This window comes from Paracoccus seriniphilus, from assembly GCF_028553745.1.
Lineage (GTDB): Bacteria > Pseudomonadota > Alphaproteobacteria > Rhodobacterales > Rhodobacteraceae > Paracoccus > Paracoccus seriniphilus.
This window is the reverse complement of sequence record NZ_CP067130.1, coordinates 193,473-218,580: the sequence shown is the minus strand read 5'-3', so window position 1 is coordinate 218,580 and position 25,108 is coordinate 193,473. Positions and strand designations below refer to the sequence as shown.

At 61.2% G+C, this 25,108-nt stretch carries 25 protein-coding genes; 10 read left to right on the top strand and 15 right to left on the bottom strand.

All coding sequences use genetic code 11. The annotated features are described in order from the left end of the window. Nucleotides 1-77: 77 nt before the first annotated feature. Genes lpdA through JHW44_RS14650 form a run of 5 tightly spaced genes read right to left on the bottom strand, consistent with a single transcriptional unit; the run spans nt 78 to nt 5,201 of the window. The gene (gene lpdA / locus JHW44_RS14670; RefSeq protein ID WP_089345533.1) at nt 78-1,466 is read right to left on the bottom strand and encodes a dihydrolipoyl dehydrogenase; all 1,389 of its coding nucleotides are present in this window, start codon (nt 1,464-1,466) and stop codon (nt 78-80) included. After that, nucleotides 1,459-2,730, bottom strand: a complete 1,272-nt coding sequence (locus JHW44_RS14665; protein WP_089345534.1) for a dihydrolipoamide acetyltransferase family protein — start codon at nt 2,728-2,730, stop codon at nt 1,459-1,461. Before JHW44_RS14665 ends, lpdA begins: the two co-directional genes overlap by 8 nt. Before the next feature lie 3 nt (nt 2,731-2,733). Beyond that, nucleotides 2,734-3,747 (bottom strand): alpha-ketoacid dehydrogenase subunit beta, encoded by a 1,014-nt coding sequence (locus JHW44_RS14660; protein ID WP_089345535.1) that lies wholly within the window; start codon nt 3,745-3,747, stop codon nt 2,734-2,736. Between the two features lies 1 nt (nt 3,748). Then, nucleotides 3,749-4,981, bottom strand: coding sequence for a 3-methyl-2-oxobutanoate dehydrogenase (2-methylpropanoyl-transferring) subunit alpha (locus JHW44_RS14655; RefSeq protein ID WP_089345536.1), 1,233 nt, complete (start codon nt 4,979-4,981; stop codon nt 3,749-3,751). Then, nucleotides 4,974-5,201 (bottom strand): hypothetical protein, encoded by a 228-nt coding sequence (locus JHW44_RS14650; protein WP_089345537.1) that lies wholly within the window; start codon nt 5,199-5,201, stop codon nt 4,974-4,976. Before JHW44_RS14650 ends, JHW44_RS14655 begins: the two co-directional genes overlap by 8 nt. Before the next feature lie 127 nt (nt 5,202-5,328). Here JHW44_RS14650 and JHW44_RS14645 point away from each other — a divergent pair, with 127 nt between their 5' ends. After that, on the top strand, nt 5,329-5,802 hold the full coding sequence (locus JHW44_RS14645; RefSeq protein ID WP_089345538.1) for an Lrp/AsnC family transcriptional regulator: 474 nt from the start codon (nt 5,329-5,331) through the stop codon (nt 5,800-5,802). Between the two features lie 109 nt (nt 5,803-5,911). Here JHW44_RS14645 and JHW44_RS14640 read toward each other — a convergent pair whose 3' ends face one another. After that, nucleotides 5,912-7,000, bottom strand: coding sequence for an isocitrate/isopropylmalate dehydrogenase family protein (locus JHW44_RS14640; protein WP_089345546.1), 1,089 nt, complete (start codon nt 6,998-7,000; stop codon nt 5,912-5,914). 424 nt (nt 7,001-7,424) lie between these two features. Between JHW44_RS14640 and JHW44_RS14635 the strand changes: the two genes are divergently transcribed. Beyond that, the gene (locus JHW44_RS14635) at nt 7,425-8,912 is read left to right on the top strand and encodes an aldehyde dehydrogenase family protein (protein WP_272850333.1); all 1,488 of its coding nucleotides are present in this window, start codon (nt 7,425-7,427) and stop codon (nt 8,910-8,912) included. A 13-nt stretch (nt 8,913-8,925) separates the two neighbouring features. Here JHW44_RS14635 and JHW44_RS14630 read toward each other — a convergent pair whose 3' ends face one another. Next, nucleotides 8,926-9,834, bottom strand: a complete 909-nt coding sequence (locus tag JHW44_RS14630; protein ID WP_272850332.1) for a LysR family transcriptional regulator — start codon at nt 9,832-9,834, stop codon at nt 8,926-8,928. Nucleotides 9,835-9,900: 66 nt separating this feature from the next. Further along, nucleotides 9,901-10,059 carry a hypothetical protein gene (locus tag JHW44_RS14625; protein ID WP_272850339.1) on the bottom strand — a complete coding sequence of 53 codons (159 nt, stop codon included), beginning with the start codon at nt 10,057-10,059 and terminating at the stop codon, nt 9,901-9,903. Nucleotides 10,060-10,251: 192 nt separating this feature from the next. Here JHW44_RS14625 and JHW44_RS14620 point away from each other — a divergent pair, with 192 nt between their 5' ends. From JHW44_RS14620 to JHW44_RS14595, 6 genes are all read left to right on the top strand, one after another. Continuing rightward, the gene (locus tag JHW44_RS14620; RefSeq protein WP_089345110.1) at nt 10,252-11,133 is read left to right on the top strand and encodes an NAD(P)-dependent oxidoreductase; all 882 of its coding nucleotides are present in this window, start codon (nt 10,252-10,254) and stop codon (nt 11,131-11,133) included. Nucleotides 11,134-11,639: 506 nt separating this feature from the next. After that, entirely contained in the window at nt 11,640-12,725 is a 1,086-nt protein-coding gene (gene cyoA, locus JHW44_RS14615; RefSeq protein ID WP_245847273.1) for a ubiquinol oxidase subunit II, read from the top strand. Continuing rightward, nucleotides 12,715-14,709: a cytochrome o ubiquinol oxidase subunit I gene (gene cyoB, locus JHW44_RS14610; RefSeq protein WP_089345111.1), complete on the top strand. Its 1,995-nt coding sequence runs from the start codon at nt 12,715-12,717 to the stop codon at nt 14,707-14,709. Before cyoA ends, cyoB begins: the two co-directional genes overlap by 11 nt. Further along, the gene (gene cyoC, locus JHW44_RS14605) at nt 14,706-15,338 is read left to right on the top strand and encodes a cytochrome o ubiquinol oxidase subunit III (RefSeq protein WP_089345112.1); all 633 of its coding nucleotides are present in this window, start codon (nt 14,706-14,708) and stop codon (nt 15,336-15,338) included. Before cyoB ends, cyoC begins: the two co-directional genes overlap by 4 nt. Further along, nucleotides 15,338-15,739, top strand: a complete 402-nt coding sequence (gene cyoD, locus JHW44_RS14600) for a cytochrome o ubiquinol oxidase subunit IV (RefSeq protein ID WP_089345113.1) — start codon at nt 15,338-15,340, stop codon at nt 15,737-15,739. The genes cyoC and cyoD overlap by 1 nt, the downstream gene beginning before the upstream one ends. A 57-nt stretch (nt 15,740-15,796) precedes the next feature. Next, nucleotides 15,797-16,528 (top strand): SURF1 family protein, encoded by a 732-nt coding sequence (locus tag JHW44_RS14595; protein WP_089345114.1) that lies wholly within the window; start codon nt 15,797-15,799, stop codon nt 16,526-16,528. Nucleotides 16,529-16,627: 99 nt separating this feature from the next. Here JHW44_RS14595 and JHW44_RS14590 read toward each other — a convergent pair whose 3' ends face one another. The 6 genes from JHW44_RS14590 to dctP form a co-directional block, all read right to left on the bottom strand. Next, a complete protein-coding gene (locus JHW44_RS14590) occupies nt 16,628-17,554 on the bottom strand; it encodes a substrate-binding domain-containing protein (RefSeq protein ID WP_089345115.1) in 927 nt (308 codons plus the stop codon). A gap of 431 nt (nt 17,555-17,985) precedes the next feature. Further along, complete coding sequence (locus JHW44_RS14585; RefSeq protein WP_089345116.1) at nt 17,986-18,483, bottom strand: VOC family protein; 498 nt, start codon at nt 18,481-18,483, stop codon at nt 17,986-17,988. Nucleotides 18,484-18,911: 428 nt separating this feature from the next. Further along, a complete protein-coding gene (locus JHW44_RS14580) occupies nt 18,912-20,024 on the bottom strand; it encodes a Gfo/Idh/MocA family protein (RefSeq protein WP_089345117.1) in 1,113 nt (370 codons plus the stop codon). Between the two features lie 418 nt (nt 20,025-20,442). Then, nucleotides 20,443-21,744 carry a TRAP transporter large permease gene (locus tag JHW44_RS14575; protein WP_089345118.1) on the bottom strand — a complete coding sequence of 434 codons (1,302 nt, stop codon included), beginning with the start codon at nt 21,742-21,744 and terminating at the stop codon, nt 20,443-20,445. Nucleotides 21,745-21,748: 4 nt separating this feature from the next. Next, nucleotides 21,749-22,228, bottom strand: a complete 480-nt coding sequence (locus JHW44_RS14570) for a TRAP transporter small permease (RefSeq protein WP_179217752.1) — start codon at nt 22,226-22,228, stop codon at nt 21,749-21,751. A 106-nt stretch (nt 22,229-22,334) separates the two neighbouring features. Further along, complete coding sequence (gene dctP / locus JHW44_RS14565) at nt 22,335-23,330, bottom strand: TRAP transporter substrate-binding protein DctP (protein WP_089345120.1); 996 nt, start codon at nt 23,328-23,330, stop codon at nt 22,335-22,337. Nucleotides 23,331-23,469: 139 nt separating this feature from the next. On the opposite strand from dctP, the gene JHW44_RS14560 reads away from it, so the two are divergent. Both JHW44_RS14560 and JHW44_RS14555 read left to right on the top strand, forming a co-directional pair. Further along, nucleotides 23,470-23,628: a hypothetical protein gene (locus tag JHW44_RS14560; RefSeq protein ID WP_272850331.1), complete on the top strand. Its 159-nt coding sequence runs from the start codon at nt 23,470-23,472 to the stop codon at nt 23,626-23,628. A 96-nt stretch (nt 23,629-23,724) separates the two neighbouring features. Further along, the gene (locus tag JHW44_RS14555; protein WP_089345122.1) at nt 23,725-24,066 is read left to right on the top strand and encodes a hypothetical protein; all 342 of its coding nucleotides are present in this window, start codon (nt 23,725-23,727) and stop codon (nt 24,064-24,066) included. Here JHW44_RS14555 and JHW44_RS14550 read toward each other — a convergent pair. Beyond that, the gene (locus tag JHW44_RS14550) at nt 24,018-25,106 is read right to left on the bottom strand and encodes a GlxA family transcriptional regulator (protein WP_089345123.1); all 1,089 of its coding nucleotides are present in this window, start codon (nt 25,104-25,106) and stop codon (nt 24,018-24,020) included. The two genes, JHW44_RS14555 and JHW44_RS14550, sit on opposite strands and share 49 nt — an antisense overlap. Nucleotides 25,107-25,108 lie beyond the last annotated feature (2 nt).

Genomic DNA, 25,108 nt, shown 5'->3' with positions numbered 1-25,108 from the left:
CGATCAGGTTCTGGGGCACTGAAACGGCATGATCCGCCATCAGGCGGGCGGATCAGCCTTGTTGGGCATTCAGCCCATCAGCCGTGATTTGCCATGCTGGCCCCCAACAGGGCGGCTTCCTGAAAGGCCTCGCTGATGGTCGGATGCGCATGGATGGTGGCAGCCACATCTTCAAGACGCAGACCTGCCTCGATCACAAGCGCAAAGCCTGACACCAGTTCCGAGACGCCGGGGCCGGTGGCCTGCACGCCAAGGATCAGGTGATCGGTTTCGCGATAAACGATGCGCACGAAGCCTTCGACATCATCCAGCGTCAAGGCCCGGCCATTGGCGCGGAACGCAAATTCCTTGACTACCGCCTTGATATCCTCGGGCACTTCACCGGGCAAAGCCCCGACACTGACGATCTCGGGGTCGGTGAAACAGACGGCGGGCACGCAGATGCGATCCCATGCGGCGGCTTTGCCGGCCACGACATCCGCCACGACCTCTGCCTGGGCCATGGCGCGATGGGCCAGCATCGGGCCGGGCGTGACATCGCCAATGGCATAGACACCGCGCATCGAGGTCTGACAGCGATCATCGATCTCCAGGAAGGGGCCGGACTGTCGCAGGTGCAGCTCTTCCAGCCCCAGCCCGTCGGTATTGGGCGCACGGCCGATGGTGACCAGCACATGCTGGACATTCAGGGCAGATTCCGCGTCGCCACCAAGCAGATTCAGCGTGGAACTGCCCTCATCCCAACCGGTGACCCTGGTGTCCAGCATCAGTTCGACCCCCAGATCATCCAGACGGCGGCGGACAGGCCGGGTAAGTTTTTCGTCATAGAGCGGCAGAATACGAGGACCGACCTCGATCATGGTGACCTTGCTGCCCAGCTTGGCAAAGGCCGTGCCCAGTTCCAGCCCGATATAGCCCGCACCGACGACCGCGATGCTTTCGGGCAGGTGATCCAGCGCCAGCGCGCCGGTGGAATCCAGCACCCTTCCCCCGATCGGCAATCCGGGCAGATCGACCGGTCGCGATCCGGTGGCGATCACCACATGCTCGGCCCGGATCACGGTGACCCCGGTTTCGCCGCGAACTTCGACAGTCTTGCCATCGCGGAAGGTCGCCCAGCCGCTGAGGCTCTTGACGCCGCTGCGTTCCAGCAGGCCGGTGACGCCGGCGCATAGCCGGGACACGACATCATTGCGCCACTCGCCGGCTTCGTTCCAGTCCAGCCGGGGATCGGAAACATGGACGCCATGCGCCGCACCTGCCGCCTGCTGCAGCGCATGATGATAAGACTGCGCGGTATGGATCAGCGCCTTGGAGGGAATGCAGCCGACATTCAGGCAGGTGCCCCCGACGCGGTTGCCCTCGACCAGGATGGTATCCACACCCATCCGCGCCGCGCGCGAGGCGCAGACATAGCCACCCGGCCCGCCGCCGATCACCAGCAATTTGCATCTGAGATCAGTCATTGCCCAACTCCATGAACATCATTGCCGGAGTTTCCAGCAGGCTTTTCAGTTTCTGGACGAATTCCGCCGCGACCCAGCCATCGACGACGCGATGGTCAAAGCTGCAGGACAGGTTCATCATCCGGCGCGGCACGAAGGCGGTGCCGTTCCACATGGGGCGGATGGCGATCTTGTTGACACCGACAATGGCGACCTCGGGGTGGTTGATGATCGGGGTCGTGGCAATCGCGCCAAGCGGACCCAGCGAAGTCACGGTCAGGGTCGAGCCGGACAGTTCCTCGGGCAGAGAGCGACGGGTGCGGGCCGCGTCGGACAGGCGCCGGATGCCCGCAGCCACGTCCCAAAGGCTATGTTGCTCGGCATGGCGCAGGACCGGAACCATCAACCCGCTGTCCGTTTGTGTTGCGATACCGCAATGCAGAGCCTGATAGCGGGTGACCAACCCGGCCTCGTCATCGTAATGGGCATTGACTTCGGGATGATCCAGCACCGCTTCGGACAGCGCGCGCAGCAGGAAGGGCAACACGGTCAGCCGCCCGCGCGTTTCCCCGAAACGGGCATTGAGCTTGGCGCGAAGTTCTTCCAATGCCTCGACATCCACCTCCTCGATGATCGAGAAATGCGGAATGCGCGATTTCGACAAGGACATGCGCTCGGAAATCTTGCGGCGAACGCCGGTAATGCGGATTTCCTCGGTCGCGTCGCGGGGCTGCAAGGCACCGGGAGGGGGGCTTTCGGGGCCACGGGCAAGAAAGGCGTCAAGATCCTCATGCAGGATGCGTCCAGCGGGGCCAGAGCCGCGGATCTGGCGCAGATCGACACCCATGTCGCGCGCGCGTCCGCGAACCGACGGCGCCGCCAAGGGCCGGCCTGTCGCCCCTCTTGCCGGAACATGCGGCCCGTCGCGATGGGCCGGCGCCGGGGGGGCTTTGTCCGCAATCGTGGCTGTTTTGGCAGCTTCCTTCACCAGCGCGGGTTCGGGCCCGGGTGGATTTTCGACGATCTCGGGGATGGGGGCATTTGCATCTGACTCGATGCGGATCAATTCGCTGCCGATGGCGATCGTCTCACCCGGCTCCGCACCCAGCCATACGACCCTGCCGCCGACCGCTGCGGGAATTTCGACCGAGGCCTTGTCGGTGGTGACCTCGCAGATGACGTCATCCTCGCGGATGATGTCGCCCGGCTTGACCATCCAGCAGGCCAGTTCGGCCTCGGCGATGCCTTCGCCAATATCGGGAAGCTTGAAGGAATGCTCGACCATGGTTCAGGCCTCCATGACGGTTGCGATGGCACGCTTGACGCGGGCCGGACCGGGGAAATAGTCCCATTCCTGCGCATGCGGATAGGGCGTATCCCAACCTGCGACACGCAGCAGCGGCGCCTCGAGCGCATAGAAACACTCGGCCTGGATGAGCGAAGTGATCTCGGCACCGTAACCCGAGGTCATCGTCGCCTCATGCAGGATGATGCAGCGCCCGGTCTTGTTGACCGAGGCCACCAGTGTCTCCAGATCCAGCGGCAGCAGCGTGCGCAGGTCGATCACTTCGACATCGACGCCGCTTTCCTCGACCGCGGCCAGGGCAACATGAACCATGGTGCCATAGGTGATCAGAGTGACCGCCGCGCCTTCGCGCAACACCTTGGCCTTGCCAAGAGGCACTTCGTAATAGCCGGGATTGACCTCGCCCAGTTCATGCTTGCTCCAGGATTTCGATGGTCGGTCGAAATGGCCATCGAACGGCCCGTTATACAGACGTTTCGGCTCAAGAAAGATCACCGGGTCCGGGTCGGCGATCGCGGCCAGCAACAGCCCCTTGGCATCCTGCGGGTTCGAGGGCACGACGGTTTTCAGACCGGCCACATGGGTGAACAGGGCCTCGGGGCTCTGGCTGTGGGTCTGGGCGCCGAAAATCCCCCCGCCAGTCGGCATGCGCACCACCATCGGGCAGGTAAACTCTCCCGCCGAGCGATAGCGCAGCCGCGCCGCCTCGGACACGATCTGATCATAGGCGGGATACATATAATCGGCAAACTGGATTTCCACACAGGGCTTCAACCCATAGGCGGCCATGCCCACGGCGGTGCCGACAATGCCCAATTCGCTGATCGGGGTGTCAAAGCAGCGTTCCACGCCAAAGGTCTTTTGCAATCCGGCGGTGCAGCGGAACACCCCGCCGAAATAGCCGACATCCTCGCCCATGACCACGACATCCGGGTCTCTTTCCATGGCGACCGCATGGGCATCGCGGATCGCTTCGATCATTGTCATCCGGGCCATGTCAGTATCCCACTTCGTGACGTTGACGCACCAGATGCGGCGGCATCTCGGCATAGACATCCTCGAACATGTCGCGCGGACTGGGGCGCTTGCCGGAATGCAGCGTGCCGATGGCTTCGGCCTCTTTCTGGGCGGCGATCACCATGTCCATGACCTCGGCCTCGGCCTGAACATGACGCTCTTCGCTCCACAGCCCCTTGCCGATCAGATGCGTTTTCAGCCTCAGGATCGGATCACCCAGCGGCCATGCGTTGCCCTCTTCCTTGGGGCGGTAGGCGGCAGGATCGTCCGAGGTGGAATGCCCTGCGGCGCGATAGGTGACATATTCGATCAGGGTCGGCCCCAGATCGCGGCGGGCCCGCTCGACCGCCCATTGCGCGGCGGCATGCACAGCCAGATAGTCGTTCCCGTCAACACGCAGCGCCGGCAGGCCGAAACCATGCCCCCTCGCGGCAAAGGTGCCCGCCCCGCCACGGGCGATGCCCTGAAAGGTCGAAATCGCCCATTGGTTGTTGACGATATTCAGGATCACCGGCGGCTTGTAGGTCGAGGCAAAGACCAATGCGCCGTGGAAATCGCTTTCGGCAGTCGAGCCGTCACCGATCCACGCCGCCGACAGCTTGTGCTCGCCCTTGATGGCGGCGGCCATGGCCCAGCCGACGGCCTGCACGAATTGCGTCGCCAGATTGCCCGAGATCGAAAAGAAGCCATGTTCCCTGGAACTGTAGAACACCGGCAACTGGCGGCCGCGCACCGGGTCGCCTTCATTCGAATAGACCTGGCACATCATCTTGACCAGCGGATAGCCCGAGGCGATCAGCAATCCGGCCTGACGATATGTGGGGAAATTCATGTCGCCCTTGCGCAGGGCTTTCTGGAAGGAACAGGAAATCGCCTCTTCACCCAGATGCTGCATGTAGAATGAGGTCTTGCCCTGACGCTGTGCCGTCATCATCCGCGCATCATAGGCGCGCAGGGTCATCATGTGGCGCAGCCCCTCCAGCATTTCCTGGTCGCTCAGGCTGCCCGCCCAGGGGCCGACAGCCTCGCCATTCCGGTTCAGCACGCGGATGATCGAAAAGGCCAGATCGCGCATTTCCTCGGGGTTTTCACCGGGATCCGGACGGCGCACGGCACCGGCGCGGGGGATCTCCACATGAGAAAAATCGGGATCATCGCCGGGCCGCAGCTCGGGTTCGGGCACGTGAAGACGCGGGGCACGTTCCTCAGACATCAACAGTCTCCTCTGCCAGGTCGATATACAATCCGACGCGCTGCACGAAGGTGTTCACCCTCTGCGCGTTGTCGTCATCGAGTGTGAAATCCAGGGCGTACCCCTGATTGCCCTGCTGCTGAAACTCCAGCCGGGTGAACCCCAGATCCATGCGCCGGGCCACATCCACCACGCGGCACATCATCGTCAAAGGGTCCGAGCATCTGATACTGCCACGCATGTTATTGTTCCTCCCGACATACAGATTACTCGGGTTACGCGGGAAAGTTCTTTCGTATATTCTTGTTCGAAGAATTTTTTCAGAATAATCTTCTTTGAAATTTATTTATCACAAAAGGATCATTCAGGTGTCGCAACCCAGGCTTGACCAGATCGATCGCCGGATTCTGCACGAACTTGGAAAGGATGGCCGGATATCCAACGCCCAGCTTGCGCAACGCATCGGCCTGTCGCCCAGCCCGTGCTGGCAAAGGGTGCGGCGGCTTGAACAACAGGGCGTGATCACGAATTACTGCGCCATTCTGGACCAGGTCAAACTGGGTGCGGCGGAAATCGTGATGATCGAGATCGTTCTCGAACGCCATGATGACGAAACACTGGAGACCTTTGGCAATCGGATGCAGAAGATGCCCGAAGTTCTTGAGGTGCATCTGACCACGGGTGAATATGATTATCTGATCAAGGTGGCCGTGGACGGCACCCGCGGATACGAGGAATTCCTGCGCCGGAAACTGTACCACGTGCCGGGCATCCGGCATTCCCGGTCAAGTTTCGTGCTGCGGACTCTGAAGGATGTGCAGGCCTATCTTCCGGAAGACTGATCCCGCCACAGGGGGCGGTTTCCCAGCGGATCGGTCGGCACGCAAAGGCCCGGCGCACATCAATGCCCGGGCCCGGTTCAGCTAACGATGCGCCGAAGGTGGGAATTTCCTAGGCAGCCAGCGCCCGACACAGGATATCCGTCACCGCGCGCGTCGTCGCGCTGCCCTTCAGATCGGTCGTTAGACAGCCCGAGGCCAATGCTTCCTCGGTCGCGCGGCGTATACGCGCAGCCGCATCCAGCAGGCGGGCATCGTCATGCCTGTGCCCCAACCAGTCCAGCATCGAGGCCGCGGACAGCACCATGCCATAGGGGTTGGCGATCCCCTGCCCGGCGATATCGGGGGCCGAGCCATGCGAGGGCTGGAACAGCCCGTTGCTCTCGCCCACTTCGGCCGAAGGCGCCATGCCAAGGCCGCCGATGGTGGCCGCCGCCAGGTCCGACAGGATATCGCCAAACATGTTCTCGGTCACGATGACATTGTAATGGCCAGGGCGCTGGACAAGATACATGCTCATCGCATCGACGATCGCATGTTCGGCCTCGATATCGGGGAATTCCGTGGCGATCCGGTCAAAGACCGCGCGGAAAAAGGCATAGCTGCGCAGGACATTGGCCTTGTCACAACAGGTCACGCGGCGCACGCCATCTTCGGGGGCCCCATCCGACAGCCGGGCCAGTTCGAACGCCTTGCGCACGATACGCTCGATCCCTTCGCGGGTCTGCACAAGCGTATCGACGGCCACATCGCCCCGCAGCAACGATCCGGCACCCCGCGCGGCGTAAAGACCTTCGCTGTTCTCGCGCAGAATGACATAGTCTATGCCGCCGGGGGCAATTCCGGCCAGCGCGCTCTCGACACCCTCATAAAGGCGGATGGGGCGGATATTGGCATAGAGATCCAGCCCAAAGCGCAGCTTCAGCGAAAAATCCACCCCTGCCTCGGTCCCGTCAGGATGCACCGCACCGGGCAGCCCGGCCGCGCCATGCAGGATCGCATCCGCCGCGCCACAGGCCTGCACCGTTGCCTCGGGCAGGCTCTCTCCGGTGGCCAGGAAATGCCCGGCCCCCGCCGGATATTCGGCAAAGCGAAGAACCCCGGGATCAAGCGCGGCGTTCAGAACCTCGATGGCCGCACCACAGACTTCCGGGCCAATGCCATCACCATGCACAACCGCAATCTCGTAACCGTCTTTCATCCCTGCTCCTTCCTTCCGACGCAGCCCGTTGCGGCCCTGCCGCAGGGCCGGTCTGTCGGACTTGCGACACATGGCAAGATTCCTGCCCCGGACCATGGGAAAAGGCCAAGGCGTTGCACAGTCCTATTATCTGAACACCGGATTAGGTTTTCTTGCGCCACCCGGGCGGAAGCCGATGCCCCACGCCGCAGTCGCCCGTGACGGGGAACAGTCGGGACCCGTGCAGACCGGAATGTCCGCTGCACCGGGGCCGGTCAGTTGACGACCGATTGCCGGTCATTCAGAATCGGCAGCGCGCAGGCCGACCGCCCGGATCACGGGACGTCGCATTATCTGAACAGGGTGTCAGCTTTCCCGATTTGTGCCCCCCCTGCGCCCGGCGCATGATCTGGCACCGAACCGGAGGCTCGATGAGGGGGAACCTATGAAAGACTGGCAAGACCGCGCGAGCGCGCTTTACAATGGCGAATTCCGCCCGATGTTCATCGGTGGGAAATGGTGTGAATCCGGCTCGGGCGCAGTGATCGAGGCACGCAATCCAGCCAACGGCGCCTTGCTGGCGACAGTGCCACGGGGCAATGCCCGCGATATCGACGCCGCCGTGTCTGCCGCGCGCGCCGCATTCGAAGGCCCCTGGTCGAAATTCACTCCCTTTGAACGCCAGGCCCTGCTGCTGGATATTGCCGAGCGGTTCGAAGCCGAATGGGACCGGCTGTGCCTGTCGGACACGCTGGACATGGGCATGCCGATCCAGCGCACCCTGGCCAATCGCCGCCGTGTGCTGGGCATGCTGCGGTTTTATGCGGGGCAGGCTGTCAGCATCCATGGCCAGACCATTCCCAATTCCTTTCCGGGCGAAATCTATTCCTCGACCGTGCGTGAGCCCATCGGCGTGGTCGGGGCGATCATCCCCTGGAATGCACCAATCGCCGGATCGATCTGGAAAATCGCGCCCGCCATCGCGACCGGCTGCACCGTCATTCTGAAACCCTCGGAAGAGGCCTCGCTGACAGTGCTGATGATCGCAAGGATCATGCAAGAAGCCGGGCTGCCCGATGGCGTCCTGAACATCGTGACCGGTCTGGGGGCCGAGGCCGGCGCGGCCCTGGCGGAACATCCCGGCGTGGACAAGATCGTGTTCACCGGCTCGACCACCACGGGTCAGGCCATCGCACGGGCGGCCACGGGAAATCTCAAACGCGTGTCGCTGGAACTGGGCGGGAAATCCCCGGTCATCGTCTGTCGCGATGCCGATATCGAAAAGGCGGTTCCGGTCGCGGCCATGGCCGTCTTTGCCAATTCCGGCCAGATCTGCATCGCCGGGTCACGGCTGTTCGTTGCGCGAGAGATCCATGACGAGTTCCTGCGCCGCGTGGCTGATTATGCCAGCAATCTCAGGATCGGTCACGGGATCGACACCGACACCGATATCGGCCCGATCATCTCGGCCCGTCAGGCCGAACGCGTCGAGACCTATCTTTCGGTCGGCGCATCCGAGGGCGCCAAGCTTCTGACCGGTGGCAGCCGCGCCACCGGCCCCGAGCTGAGCGGTGGCCATTACATCCAGCCGACCGTCTTCGGTGGCGTCACCGACGAGATGCGGATCGCCCGGGAAGAGATTTTCGGCCCGGTCATTTCTGCGCTTCCCTTTGACAGTCTTGACGAGGTGGTGACCCGCGCCAATGCCACGCCCTATGGTCTGGCCGCCGGGGTCTTCACGACCCATCTTGGCACCGCTCACAAGCTGGCGCATCGGCTCAGGGCGGGATCGGTCTGGGTCAACATGTATCACGCCATCGACCCTGCCGTGCCCTTCGGCGGTGTCAAGATGTCGGGCTATGGCCGCGAAGGCGGGACCGAGCACATGGAAGAATATCTCGACACCAAGGCGATCTGGATCAACACCGACTAGCCCCGGCCCGCCCTTACGGGGCAACAGCTCCGCTACGGCCCAGCTCGGTGCGGATCAGATCCATCAGCTGTTGCGAGTAATTGTGAGGCACATGGCCACGCGCGGTGATGATCCCCACCGCGCGCTCGGCGCCCTCATCCGTCAATGGCAGGACCCGGAATGCGCTGGTCGGCAGCATCGGCACCGCGATAAAGGGGACCACAGCAACCCCCAGCCCGGCCGCCGCCAGGGTGATCGCCGTATAGGCATATTGCACCTCATACTGGATATTCAGATCCAGATCGCCGCTGATCCGGTCCAGCAGCCCCCGCGCCGCCGTCTGCCGGTCCAGCACGATCAGCGGGAAAGAGGCGATATCGGCCAGGGAAAACGACGCGGCCCCTTCATCGAATTCCGCCGGAATGCATACCGCGAAACGGTCTTTCAGGATCGGTTCGAAATGGAAATCCGACATGTTGGGAACTTCGGGTCCGACATAAAGCTCGACCTGCTGTTCGCGCAGGAAGGTCAGCGCATCCATCGGCGGCGTTTCCTTGAGATTGATGACCGAGCGCGGATAGCGCAGCTTGAAGGTGGCAAGGATATTGCCCAGGCGGGTCGCGGCCAGGGTCGGGGCGCAGCCGATGCTGACATGGCTGCGCCGCTGTGCCGCGACATCCGACAGCCGGTCAAGCCCGGCCTGCACGCCCGCCATCGCCATGCGCACCTGCTCGTAAAGGATCGCGCCCGAGGGGGTCAGATTGGCCGATTGCGGCGTGCGCACGAAAAGGCTGACACCAATCTGTTCCTCCAGATCCCTGATCTGCATCGACACGGCCGAGGGCGAGCGGTTGCTCTCTTCGGCCGCGCGGCGAAAGCTGCCATGTTCTGCCGCCAGCTGAAAGGTCTGCAGAAGTTTCAGATTGATATTGCTTGCACTCATCGCCCTTGGTTCTCCTTTCCGCATGAATCGCGGAACCGCCTTCAGGGCTGCATGACTGTCACGGCATCAATGCACCGCCGCGAACATGATCTTCTCTTCCGATGCCTGAGAGGCAAGTATCTCTTCCACGATCTTGCCACGCTTCGCAACAAGGATACGATCCGACACCGCCATGATCTCAGGCAGCCAGGACGAAATCACCACCACCGCCAGGCTCTGGGGCACGAAGCGTCTTTCCGCCGGATCCGGTCAGAAAATCCGAACGGGGTGTCAGAAAATGCCCCGGCGCAACCGCCGCCCGCGCTTTCCTGACCTGCCGGGCTGGGCTAATTCTGCAAGGAACCGGCAGCTTCCGGCCGCGGCGTCACCGATGCAGGCCGCGCATGGCCGGGCCATATGCTCTGGAGGAGGACTGACATGAACGTAGGATTGATCGGCGTCGGGCTGATGGGCCATGGCATTGCGCGCAACGTCTTGGGACGGGGAGGATTCGCGCTGTCCTTCCTTGACCATCCGGGGAACCAGCCGGTGGACGAGATCCTGTCTCTTGGCGGGAAGGCCCGCGCGACCCCGGCCGAGGTCGCCGCGGCCTCGGAGGTTGTCATCCTCTGCGTGACCGGATCGCCCCAGGTCGAGGCGATCGTGACCGGCACCGATGGGGTCATTGCCGGGCTGCAGCCGGGAACGGTCGTGGTGGACTGTTCGACCGCCCTGCCGGAATCGACCATCCGCATGGGCGCCGCCGTGACGGCCGTCGGGGGCGCGTTCCTGGATGCACCGATGACACGAACGGCCCAACACGCCCATGAGGGCACGCTGAACCTGTTGGTCGGAGGCGACCCCGCAGTTCTGGACAGGGTGCGCCCGGTTCTGGACGCATTCACCGAAACTGTCGAACATGTCGGCCCGCTTGGCACCGGCCACCGGCTGAAACTGCTGCACAATTATATCTCGGTCGGCTTCATGACCCTGCTGGCCGAGGCCGCCGCCCAGGCCGCTGATGCCGGCGTCGATGCCAATCGCTTTGTCGAGATTCTCGCCAAGGGTGGCGGGGCCAGCGTTGCGCTTGACCGCATGGCCCCCTTCATCACCGATGGCAACAGCGAAGCACTGCCCTTCTTCATCAGCAACGCCCTGAAGGACATCGACTATTATCGCATGATGTCCGAACAGGCCGGGGCGCGAAAGACCATTGCCGATGGCGTGCATGACGCGATCACCTCGGCGGTTCAGAGCGGATACGGACAGGCCTATCTGCCCGAACTGTCGCATATCTTTCGCCAAAGGCCCGGGGGCTGAACCACCCCTGCCAAGCTGACCACCCGCCCCGCGTCGACACCGGCGTTGCGGGGCGGATGACAACCGCGATATGCGCTGATGCCCGCGCCCTGCGACCACCACACCCGGGGCTGGCCAGGAAATGCCCGGCACACATCGTCGTTCCGGCCCGCAGATGCCCTTTCAGGCCAGCGACCTTTCCCGAACCATGACCGCCCGTGATCGCGACGGCCCGACAAGGCACGCGACCGCCATGCAACACGGCCTCTGCCGGTCAGCCGGGCATGGCCATCCGCTGCTGTCGAAATTCCGGGCATCAGGACGCACGGAAGTGTGAAGATGATTCAACTTTCCGGGAATTGATGCAGATCAATGGCTTATGCGTCAAAACGTCACGGAGAAATTCCCCCGCCGATGGGCGTAGGGCGCCCCTGTAACTCGTGTTCCGGTTCGTAACCCGTGTTCCGCTCTGCCGGTGACCTCGCCGTCCCGCAGGTGACGGAAAGAAAAACAGAGGCACGCATTTGTTGAAACATTCCAAACTCCTGCTGGCATTGGCGGGCGCATTTGTGCTTTCCGGCTGTCAGTATGACATCCTCTCGCCGCAGGGCTGGGTGGGTGGTCAGGAGCGCAATCTCCTGATCATTTCCACCCTTCTCATGCTGATCATCATCATCCCCGTTCTGGTCATGATCCTGTATTTCCCGTTGAAATACCGCGCCGACCGTCAGGACCTGACGGATTATGACCCGTCCTTTCAACATTCCAACAAGATCGAAGTCGTGATCTGGGGCGTTCCGGTCCTGATCATCGCCGCGCTTGGCTATTACACCTATGTGTATACCCATCGCCTTGATCCCTATCGCCCGCTTGATCACCTTGATGCAGGTGCGCCCATCGAGGTCCAGGCCGTCTCGCTCGACTGGAAATGGCTGTTCATCTATCCCGAACTGGGGATTGCCTCGGTCAACGAACTGGCGATTCCCGTCGGTCACCCGGTGAATTTCCATCTTACTTCGGCGACGGTGATGAACACCCTGTCGATCCCGGCCCTTGGCGGCATGGTCTATTCGATGGCCGGGATGGAAACCCAGCTTCACCTGATCGCGGATTCCACCGGCACATTCCCGGGCCGCGCCGCGCATTATTCCGGTCCGGGCTTTTCGCGCATGACCTTTGATACGCTGGCCATGTCCGAACAGGACTTCGGCAAATGGGTCGAAGGGGTCAGGGCCGAAGGCCAGAGCCTTGACCGCATCAGCTATCTGGATCTGGAAAAGCCCAGCATCGCCGACCCGGTCAGCCATTACGCCTCGGTCGAGGACGGGTTGTTCAATCGCATCGTCGAGATGTGTGTCGAAGAGGGCAAGGTCTGCATGGGCCACATGATGATGCAGGACAAGATGGGCGGCGGCGGCATCGCCGGCATCCCTGACGCGGCAGCCTACAGCCACGACCGCGAACGCGCCATTGACGGGTTGGGCAATCCGATCGCGCTGCCCGCCCCCGAACCGAGGGCGATTCACGCCGCCGCCCCCGGCGCGGCTGACCAGCCCCTCAGCACTTCCGCACGCAGATCCACGCAGATGGAGGCCGTCACCCATGTCCACTGACCCGCTGAACGCTCCAGAGGTGCTGTCGCCCATCTTCGGTCGGCTCACCCTTGACTGGATTCCCTATCACGAGCCCATTCTTGTCGGCACATTCATCGCGGTGGCGCTGGGTGGTCTGCTGGTGCTGGCGCTGATGACCCGCTATCGGCTGTGGGGGCCGCTGTGGCGCGACTGGGTGACCTCGGTCGATCACAAGAAGATCGGCATCATGTATATGGTGCTGGGGTTCATCATGATGGTGCGCGGCTTCGCCGATGCGCTGATGATGCGCGCGCAGCAGGCCATGGCCGCAGGCGGCGCCGAAGGCTATCTGCCGCCCCATCACTTTGACCAGGTGTTCACCGCCCATGGTGTCATCATGATCTTCTTCGTGGCGATGGCCTTTGTCACCGGCATCATGAACTATGTCATGCCGACGCAGATCGGTGCACGCGACGTCGCCTTTCCCTTCCTGAACAATTTTTCCTTCTGGATGACGGTGGCCGGCGCGCTGCTGGTGAACATCTCGCTGTTCATCGGTGAGTTCGCACGTGTCGGCTGGCTGGCCTTTCCGCCGCTGTCGGGATCGGCCTTCAGCACCGGGCCGGGGATGGACTACTATCTCTGGTCGCTGCAGATCGCCGGGGTCGGCACGACACTTTCGGGCATCAACCTGATCGCGACCATCCTGAAGATGCGCGCGCCGGGCATGAAGATGATGGACATGCCGGTATTCACCTGGACCGCCCTGGCAACCAACGTGCTGATCGTGGTGTCCTTCCCGGTTCTGACCGCGACGCTCGCGCTGCTGACTCTGGACCGCTACTTCGGGATGCATTTCTTCACCAATGACTTTGGTGGCAACCCGATGATGTATATCAACCTGATCTGGATCTGGGGCCACCCGGAGGTCTATATCCTGATCATTCCGATCTTCGGCGTGATCTCCGAGATCGTCGCGACCTTCTCGGGCAAGCCGCTGTTTGGCTACAAGACCATGGTCTGGGCCACGGCCTGCATCATGGTGCTGTCCTTCATCGTCTGGCTGCACCACTTCTTCACGATGGGCTCGGGTGCCAGCGTCAACACCTTCTTCGGCATCTCGACGATGATCATCTCGATCCCGACCGGGGTGAAGATCTTCAACTGGCTGTTCACCATGTACAAGGGCCGGGTGCGCCTGGAATTGCCGATGTATTGGGCGCTGGGTTTCCTGGTCACCTTCACCATCGGCGGCATGACCGGCGTCATGCTGGCCGTCCCGCCGGTCGACTTCCAGCTTCACAACACGCTGTTCCTGATCGCGCATTTCCACAATGTGATCATCGGCGGGGTCGTCTTTGGCGTCTATGCGGCGGTCAGCTATTGGTGGCCCAAGGCCTTTGGCTTCAGGCTGGACGACAAATGGGGCAAGCGCAGCTTCTGGTTCTGGTTCTCGGGCTTTTACTTCGCCTTCATGCCGCTTTACGCGCTGGGGCTGATGGGGGCGACGCGACGCGTCAACCAATATCCCGACCCGGCATGGCAGCCCTATTTCATCGTCGCGGCCTTCGGGGCCGTGCTGATCCTGCTGGGCATCGTCTCGACCTTTGTCGGCTTCTATGTCTCGATCCGCGATCGCAAGCGGCTGGCCTGTGGCGGAGATCCCTGGGATGCCCGCACGCTGGAATGGGCCACGCAATCCCCGCCCGCGCCCTACAACTTTCCACAAGACATCCATGTGCGCGGGCGCGACGAGTTCTGGCGGATGAAACAGGAAGGCTTCCGGTGGTCGGAAAACTACCATCCGATCCATATGCCAAAGGGCACGGCGACAGGAGTGCTGGTCTCGGCCTTTGCGCTGGTCTTCGGCTTTGCCATGGTCTGGTACATCTGGTGGCTTGCCATCGTCAGCTTTGGGGCAATGCTCGCCATCGGGATCGGCCATACCTTCAACTACAACCGTGATTACTACGTCCCGGCCGAAGTGGTCGCCGCGACCGAAGCAAAAGGAGCCGCAGCATGAGCCCTTTCGATTCAACACAGCTTGCGGGCGAGCTTGAGGGCGCCAGCCTGTCAGACCACGCCCATGTCGCACATCACAGCAGCCCGACCCCCATCGGCTTCTGGATCTACCTGATGAGCGACTGCATCATCTTCGGGGCCCTCTTCGCGACCTATGCCGTGCTGGGCGGCAGCTTTGCCGGCGGGCCGGGGCCGAAGGATCTGTTCGAGCCGGGTTTCGTCGCGATCGAGACCGCGCTCCTGCTGTTTTCATCGGTGACATTCGGCATGGCCATGCTGCAGGCGGAAAAGGCCCAACGCGACAAGACGATCATCTGGCTGGTGGTGACCGGACTCTTCGGCGCCGGTTTCATCGCCATGGAGCTTTACGAGTTCCGCCACCTGATCCACCTTGGCGCGGGGCCGGACCGTTCGGCCTTCCTGTCGTCCTTCTTTGCACTGGTCGGCACCCACGGGCTGCATGTCACCGCAGGGATCATCTGGCTGGTGACGCTTGTGGCACAGATCCGCATGCATGGCCTCATCGGCGCGAACATGCGCCGCCTTACGGCCCTGTCGATGTTCTGGCACTTTCTGGATCTGATCTGGATCGGGGTGTTTTCCTTCGTCTATCTGGTGAGGTTGGTCTGATGAGCGCACATGGCGAAACGCCCCATGGGGCACAGGGTGGCCACGGCAACCTGAACCAGTTGATGGCCGGCTTTGCCCTGGCGGCGTTGTTGACGATTGTTCCCTTTGCCCTGGTCATGGGCGAGGTGGAGATCAACCGCACCGCATTGATCGCCACCATCATGGGGCTGGGCGGGCTGCAGATCCTCGTGCATCTGATCTGGTTCCTTCATGTCAACCGCTCGGCAGAAGAGGGCTGGACGCTTGCCGCCACGATCTTCGCGGTGCTGATCCTGGTCATCGTTCTGGCCGGCTCGCTTTGGGTCATGAAGAACATGAACGAGAACATGATGCCGATGCATGACATGGAACATCACATGCAGATGGAACAGATGAAGTCCCTTCAGTCCCAACAGGGCTGATCACCGAGAGCCATCCCCCGGGGCCGTCCTGCGGCCCCGGCTTCATGGAGCATTCCAATGACCCTTTCGATCCGCTGGCCGCGACTTGTGCTGATCACCCTCATCGCGGCAATCGGGGTCGGCGCATTCGGCGCGCTTGGCATCTGGCAGCTGCAGCGCCTGCAGTGGAAACGCGATCTCATCGCGCGGGTCGACAGCCGCATCCATGCCGATCCCCTGCCTGCGCCCGGTCCGGGCGCATGGCCCGCGATCACTGCGGAAAAGGACGAATACCGGCGCGTCAGCCTGACGGGGCGGTTCGTTGACGACGACGTGCTGATCTACACCCCTTCGGACTATGGTCCCGCCGATTGGGTGCTGACCCCGCTGGCACGCGATGACGGCACCATCGTGTTGATCAATCGCGGCCTCGTGCCTGAAGAACTGGCCCGCGCAGGTGACTATGCCCGTGAAACGGGGCCCGTCACGGTCACCGGCCTGCTGCGGATGTCGGAAGATCACGGCTGGCTGTTCTCGCGCGAAAACAATCCCGAACAGCAGAAATGGTATCGCCGGGACATCGGATCGATCACCGCCGCCAGGGGCTATGAGATGGCGGCGCCCTATTTCGTCGACCAGAAGCTGAATGACCCCCAGGCATGGCCCCGAGGCGGTCAGACCGTGGTCCGTTTTCGCAATGCACATCTCGGCTATGCGCTGACGTGGTTCGCACTCGCCGCCGTGGTCATGGTGGGATATGGTCTGGTGCTTGCCAGCCATCGCGTCACCCCGCTCGACCCGGGCCGGTGATTCCACAGCCGCTGGACAAAGACCCCGCCGGGCGGGATGCGATATTCCCGGCAGGATCGGTTTCGGGCGGCACAACCAGATGCAGGCCGCCCGCGCCGATCAGTTCCTGGTCTTGTATTCGGACAGGTTGTCGGGGGTGACCAACTCGAATGGCACGGTCACGCGCTGATCATAGTCTTCGTCGCGAATGATCTTGAGGATCGTGTCCAATGCGCCCTGCGCCTGTCCCTTGGCCGACTGATAGACGGTCACATCCAGTTCGCCCGCATCCATGGCTACCAGGGCATCCTGGGTTGCATCGACTCCGGCGACGATCACCTCGTCCATGGGAATACCGGCCGATTTCAGCGCCTGAATCGCCCCCAGCGCCATTTCATCGTTATTCGCGATGATGGCATCCGGCTTCAGCCCCGAAGTCATCCAGTTTGTCATCAGGTCCAGCGCCGGAGTCCGCATCCAGTTCGCGGCCTGCTGATCAAGAACCGTGATCCCGTTGCAATCCTCGCCCGCCAGCACCTCTTCGGTTGCCTTGGTCCGGCCGCGCTGGCCGGTGGTGCCCAGTTGCCCCATCAGGATGACGGCTTCGCCCTTGCCCCCCATCAGCTTGCAGACCTCGCGGGTCTGAAGGCGCCCGGCCTGTTCCTCGTCCGATCCGACCCATGCCTGATCGGCGGGAAATTCCTCCATATTGGCCGGCAACATGTTCACGAAGACCAGCGGCACGTCATATTGCGCGGCCATCTCGGACATGGCCCGGCCCGAATCCGCATCCACCAGCATGGTGATGATGCCATCGACCCCCGAGGCCGCGAAGCTCTGGATCTGCGACTGCTGGCGCGCGATGTCGCCCTGGGCATCCTCCATCTGGACCTCGACGCCCAATTCCTCTGCATGGTCAGAGATATTGTGACGCAGCACGGTCAGAAAGTTGTCGTCAAACAGCGACATTGCAACGCCGATCCTTTCGGCATGCGCGGCACCGGCCATCAAGGCACAGATGGCCGAAGCGGTCAGGATCTTCTTCATGTGATTTCCTCCAGTTGGCTTGATACATCTCGCTTCCGGCTGCGGACATGACTGTTCCAACAAGGGAACGGCCAGGTTCCCTCTGGTTCTGTCTGCCCTGTGAGCTTTCTCACCTGCCGTCCGGATGCGTCCTGCGAACCACCCTGTCCGGGCTGTCCGTCCCCCCAAGGCACAGTCCGAATCTGCACCTTCCAGTTCACGGTAGCGGGCGAAATCCGGTTTCGCAACGAATATTGCGAACTATTTTTCCCGCAATATTCCTTTTATACCGTTGATTTAAATTAATATTATTCGCGGCCACTCGTGCCCGCGCCGGCAGTCGACCGACATTGACATGCCGGGATATTCAGTGCTTTTCGTTCCGCTGCCAGGGCTACGGAAGTCAATCCTGTTGCCCGATCAGAGGTGTCAGCAATGCGTGCCGACAGCCGTCAGATCGCTGCCCGATGCCCCTGCATATATTCATATTGATGCGAATAGACCTCGATGACATTGCCAAAGGGGTCGGTGCAGTAACACATCAGATAGGGCTGTCCGGCTCCGCGCTCGGGCCAGATATCGGAAATCTGCGTCCCGCCAGTCGCGACGATCCTGTCAACCAGTTTCGCCACATCGGGATCCGTGACACAGATGTGAAAGAACCCCCCGCGCCAGAATTCGACTTCGTGGTCGGGCTTCTGATAGGCGGGATCGACCGGCTGGAACAGTTCCAGACCAACGCTGTTGGCGGTGCTCATATGCGCCTGGCGCAGATGCTTGAGGTTCTTTCCCAGAACATTCAGGACCTGGGCACCATTGGGGCCGTCGTCACGCAGATCAAAGGGGCCCGCAACCAGAGTAAACCCCATGACGTCCGAATACCACGCGATTGCGGCTTCCAGATCGGGCACCACGATACCCACGTGATTGAATGCTACTGGACGGCTCATATATTCTCTCTCCCTTTTGTCGCATATCCATATTCATGACCCTTTCCGATCGGTCGATACCTCCCAATATCGAACCGAAGGATCACGATATATTGCCCCATGCCAAAACAGGTCCGCTTCGAAATTCAATTCCGATCTGTTTGAAACAGGATACGCTGATATCTCGGATATATGATGCAACCGATTGCATACTATTTCCAGAATTATTTCACTCAAGGCGTCAAAAACTTGAACTTCGCCAAAGCCCCGCCAATATGCCCGCGCATTCCGCCGCAGGCGGAAACACGGCAAGGATCACCCTGCCGCCGCCCAGCCTGCGTGCGGGATCTGACTGACGCAAGACTCCATGGACGGACAAAGCCCGAACACCCTTTGCCCGGTGGCCGGCATCCCGATCTCGGGACGCCGCACCATCAGGATATGCCGGGTCACCGGGCCTGGGAATGAACGACGTCCTGCCAGGTGCCACTTTCCGCCGAACGCAGCGCGGCATCGGTCACCTGCATGACCGCCAGCCCGTCCTCGAAGGTCGGCCAAACCGGTTGCTTGGTATGGATCGCGGTCAGGAAATCCTTGGCCTCGATGATGATCTGATCCTGGTATCCCGTGCCGTGACCCGGCCCAAGGCAGAACGGCTTGTAGTCGGGATGGGCCGGTCCGGTCAGGATCTTGGTGAACCCGCGATTTTCCTCGGGGCCTTCCATCCGATACAGCCAGATCGCGTTCTGATCCTCTTGATCGAAACGGATCGACCCCTTGGTGCCGAAGATTTCATAGGCATAGCCGTTCTTGCGCCCGGTCGCGACCCGCGATGCAAAGATATGCCCCATGGCACCGCTGGCAAAGCGACACATCATCTGCACCTGATCGTCATTGGTGACGACGCCACCGGGACGATCCTTGTGGACGGTTTCCATTTCGGCAATGACTCGATCAATCGGACCCATCAGCGCCAGTGCAGCGTTGAAGATATGCGGGGCCAGATCGCCGATGCAGCCATTGGCCATGCCGTCAGTGCGCCAATGGATCGGCAAATTCGGGTCCGAAAGGAAATCCTCGGTCATTTCCGCACGGAACCAGGTCACATCGCCGATGACACCGTCCTTGACAAGGTTGCGCACATGCTGCGTCGCCGGCGTGCGCACATAGTTGTAGCCGACCATATTCGTGTGACCCTGCGCGGCGCGGACCATGGCCTCGCTGTCTTCCAGCGACACACCCATGGGCTTTTCGCACATCACCGGCTTGCCAAGGGCAAATGCGGCCTCGGCAATCTCGCGATGATACTTCTGGGGGGTTGCAATGATGATCGCCTCGACACGCTCATCCGCAACAAGCTGACGCCAGTCCGAGGTCGCACGGGCAAAGCCAAAGCTCTGGCGATAGCCTTCGGCAGATTCATCGCTTGACGCGCAAATCATTTCCAGACGCGGTCGCAGCGGCGTATCAAAGACAGCAGCCACCGAGGCCATGGCGACGGAATGCGCCTTGCCCATATAGCCGCCACCAACGATTCCAATCCCAATCTCTGCCTTGGTCATGCCAGCCCCTCCTCAGAAAGCATTTGCAATCGGTTGCAGATTTTGTAGCGGCAAATGCCTCACCGCACAAGCGATAATCCGATGACATCTGTGAGCCTCAGATGAACCGTCACCGAAACTGCATCATCCGGCAGACTTCCGGGCAGCATTGGGAAACAGGAAACCTGGGAATTTCCATTCGGAATTCGACACTCATGTTCATGCCGAATTTCTGCGGAATTCATTCGACCAGACCTTTGACAGCCAAACCGGATTTTCCGATCAAATGGGCGGTCATTGCGGTTGCGCGACAACATGCAATCGCGACCGGCAGCACGACCATCACGAACACGACGATCTGAACAGATGACCGACCAGAGCCATGGCCCTCGGCCGGTCATCGTATCGTGAGTTGACCTTTCCCTGTCGCGCGGCACCCTCAGTTGCCCAGAAGGAAATTCGGCAGCCACAGCGCCACCGACGGCACATAGGTGGTAATCATCAGCGCGGGCAGCCAGGCCCCCGCGATCAGGATCATGGTCGGGCCAAGCGTCTCGTTTATCTGCGAGCGATTGATGCGCGCGGACAGATACAGCAGGGGCGCGGTCGGCGGCGTGATGTTCCCCATGCCCAGGTTGACGCCCAGAATGGCGGCGAAATGGATCGGGTCGATGCCGATCTCGACCGCGATGGGCAGCAGGACCGGGGTCGACAGCAGGACACCGCTGACATCATCCATCAGCATCCCGACGATGATCATGAAGACATTCAGCATCAGCATGATGACCAGAGGGTTGTCAGAAATGCTGCGCAATCCTCCAAGGATGACCTCTGGCAGTTCTTCGAAGATGAACAACCGGCTGAGGATCATCACCACGAAGAGCATCACCATGACGACGCCCGTGGTCACCGCCGTTTCTACCAGCGTATCGGCAAAATTCTTCAGGGTCAGGCCGCGATAGATCAGGAAACCGACGGGAATGGCATAGATTGCAGCCACACCTGCGGCCTCGGTCGGGGTCATCAGCCCGCCATAGATGCCGCCCAGGATGATGATCGGCATCAGCAGCGCGGGCGTCGCCTTGACGGTCTGCACCGATGCCTTGCGGATCACCTCGGCGGGCGGTTCGGCAGGGTTCATGATGATGCTGTCATTGCGGCGCAGCATCAGCAGATTGGTGATCGACAACAGGACCACCACGATCAGGCCGGGGATGACGGTGGCCAGAAAGCATTTCAGCACCGAAAGCTGCGCCACCCAGGCATAAAGGATCATCAGCGCGCTTGGCGGGATCAGCAGTCCCAGCGGCGCGGAACAGGCCAGCAGGGCAGCACTGTGCCCCTTGGGATAGCCGCGTTGTTCAAGCTTGGGGAACAACACGGTTCCGATGCAGGACAGCGTTGCCGCCGCGCTGCCCGAGATTGCCCCGAAAATGGCGCTGGCCAGAACACCTGCGACGCCAAGCCCACCACGCAGGCGACCAAAGACAATCTCGGCAATATTGACCAGCGGGTCGGCAATGCGGCCCTTTTCCATCAGCCCGCCCGACAGGATGAATAGCGGGATCGCCAGCAGAACCACCGTATTCATCTTGCTGTATCCGACCGGAATCAGCGAATCCGGACTATAGCCGCCCACATAGGCCAGAAAGATCGTGGCTGCGCCAAAGGCGAAGGGCACCGGCACCCCGATCACCAGCGTGAACAGCAGGATCAGGACCGCGATTACAACAATTTCCATCGGATTATTCCTTGGTTGGCCTGCCGGTAATCCGACGCCAGAAGTGAACGGATGCGTGCAGCGTCATCAGGATGAAGCCGACCAGGATGCCGGATTGCGGCACGACCAGCGGTATTTTCCAGCCCGGCGAGACCGGCCATCGCTCGATAGAAAATGCGATCAACAGCCAACTCCAATAGGTCAGGACAATCAGCACGCCCAGTTCGATCACATCACGCAGATAGCCCAGCACGCGCGTCACAACCGTGTCGCCCACCATCGACTGGATGAAATCGGCTTCGATATGGGATTGTTCGTATGACCCGAAGGCCGCGCCGATGAAATACAGCCAGAAGGCGGCGATCAGCAGAAATTCCTCGGCGCCATAAAGGTCATAGGCAAACAGATATCTGGCCAGAAACGAGGCGACCACAATCAGCATGATGGCAAGATTGCACAGGATCAGGATCGTGCGCTTCGCCAGTTCGAGTTTTCGCAAGAGCATGGGTAAAACCTTGAGAGCTTCCGGGGCAGGCCTCCGGGCATCGGACATACCGCTGGTGACCCGCCGCAGGACAAAGACGCCCGCACGGGTCACCGGAGGGTGATGTCTATTCGATGTCGGATTTCAGACAGCTCACCAGCTCGGCACCAAAGCGCTCTTCCAGCGCCGGCCAGGCCGTGGCGCGCACATCGGCCACGAACTTGCTGGCCTCCTCGCCCGAGAAGTCATGCACATTGATCCCCGCTTCGGTCAGCTTGGCCAGATATTCCTCGTCCTCTGCTTCGGCGCGGTTCACGGCCTCTTGCGCGGCTTGAGCCAGCGCGTCGCTTACGGTCTTGCGCTGCGCTTCGTCCAGATTTTCCCATGTCTTTTCGCTCATCACATAGGCCGTGGCTTCGACATAGGCGCGATAGGGGATGAAATCGGTGATGATGTCACGAAACCCCGTATAGTTCAGCGCCGCAGTGCCCCCGATCCAGCCATCAGCGACGCCGGTCTGCAACGCGGGATAGAGATCGGCATAGGAAATCGTGGTGCCACGAAACCCCATGGCCCTGGCTCCGGCGCTGAAGGTGTCAACCGGCGGAACACGGATCAGAACGCCCTTGTCCACACCAGCTTCCATCAGATGCTGCGCCGGTTTCGTCAGCGCTACGCCGATGAAGCCTTCGGGCACGATACCCATCAGCCGCACGCCCAGTTTCTCCTGCATGTCACCATAGGCCTTGTAAAAGCAGGAACCGGGCGAATAGATCCGGCGCATCTCGTCGTAATCCGACACCAGGAAGGGGAAGAAATTGGTTTCCAGATCGGGGTCAAGCTGGCTGGGCACCGACAAATGGGCGATATCGACATTGCCGCGGATGATATCTTCATAGACCAACGTGTAATCGCCCAACTGGTTCGACGGAAAGACCTTGGCCTCAAGCCCGACATCCGCCTCCTCGATTGCCTTCTCGACCTTTTTGAGTGCCAGCGTGGCGGGATGATCGGTTGCATGTTGTCCGGAGATCTTGAGCTTGATATCCGCGAATGAGGGCGTTGCGGCGGCAACCGCCAGCAATGCCCCGGCCGCAAGGCTGCGGGCTGTTTTCTGGAACATGGGTTGGGTCCTTCAGATGCATGTCATCGAACAGACTACGCAGATTTCAAGCGCCTCGAATTGAACGAATCACGCCAGACGTTGAATAAAAAACGTGTCCTGCCACCCGGATTAGGCCATGCCATCTGCCGGCGCAATCATGGATGATGCGGGTCCTGCTGGCATCGTCATGCAGCGTCAGGGCTCGGGGCTTCCGGCGATTCATGACATGTTCAAATTCACTATGGATCCGATCAAAAATATCGTCTGGAAATCGCTGTTGCGATGGGATATTTCAGCAGCAGTTGCGCCGATTTGAGCTTCAGCTTGCGGGCGCGTGAACAAATGCAGCTAAAGCGGAGAAGGCTCTGGCTTTCTCCCCATACATGCCCCTCGGGGCCAAAAGGAGAAGGTCATGCGAGACAATGTCGCTGAACTGGACAACCATGAATGGGCAAACGCATCCCGCGTTCCCGTCGCGCAAATTCTGGACAGCCGTGCGGCATTTCCCAGCCAGCAGTTGTCCTTTGATATCCTGCTGGAAAGCGACGAGCCCTGGCACGGGCTGGAACTTTGCGCGCAACTGACCCGCAAGGGGCTGTTGGTCAGGAATATCGTCTATCGCGACCCGGGGCGCATCCTGCTGCAGTTTCAGGATGATCGCAGCATTGCGCCGCAGGAACTCGCAGACCTGTTTGACAGCAGCTCTCAGGTCTGTGTGTCGCGCTGGACCACGGTTCTGGGCGGCACGGCCTGACCCGTCTGACGGGTCAGATCGCGGGGCGAGACCCCGAAGCGGCGCTTGAACAGTGCATTGAAGTTGCCCTGTGCCAGCCCTGCCGCATCGGCGACCTGAACCAGCGTCATCTCGGTGCCGATCAACAGGGAATAGGCGCGCTCAAGTCGCAGATTGGTGGCAAATTTCTTGGGTGACAGCCCGGTATGGCGCACGAACATCCGCTCAAGCTGTCGGCGGGAAATCTGCAGGCTGTCCGCCCATTCCTCGATATCCAGTTCGGCGTCCAGATTTTCTTCCAGATAGTCTATGGCGCGGGACAGTTTCGGGTTCTGCAATCCGAATGCCTTCGAGGTCAGGCTGCGCTGCATGTCCTGCGGGCTGCGCACATGCAGTTGAAGGCACATGTCCGCCACCGCTGCGCGCAATGCGCGACCGAAATCGCGTTCGATCAGATGCAGCATCAGATCGGTCGAGGCCACGCCCCCCGCGCTGGTGATGATCCGCCCGTCATCGACAAAGGCCGAGGGGCGCAGGGCAAGGCCGGGATATTTCTCTTCGAAAACCGCCTGACATTCCCAGTGCAGGGTGAACTCATGCCCCTGAAGAATGCCCGCCTTCTGCAGCGCATAGGCACCGGTGCACAGCCCGCCCACGACATGGCCGCGCCGCCATGACGCACGCATCCAGTCGGCCAGGGGCTGCGGCGTCAGCGCCTCGGCATTGTCTCCCGAACAGGCAAGCAGGATCCCGTCGCGTGGCAGGTCGCCGAAACTTCCGTCCGAGGACAGGCTCAACCCGTTCGAGGCCATCACCGGCTGCCCGTCAAGCGAGCGCGTCTGCCAGTGATACAGCGCCTTGCCCGTCAACTGGTTGGCAATGCGCAGCGGCTCGACCGCCGCCGAAAAGGAATGCATCGAGAAATTCGGAACAAGCGCAAAGACAAAGGCACGCGCGGCACCGTCATGGACAATCGGAAAATGCACATGCCCGGATTGCCGGGCACGCTCCTGCAAGGAATCCGCGCCTGCCTCGCCCGGCCCGGAGCTGACATTGCTCATCC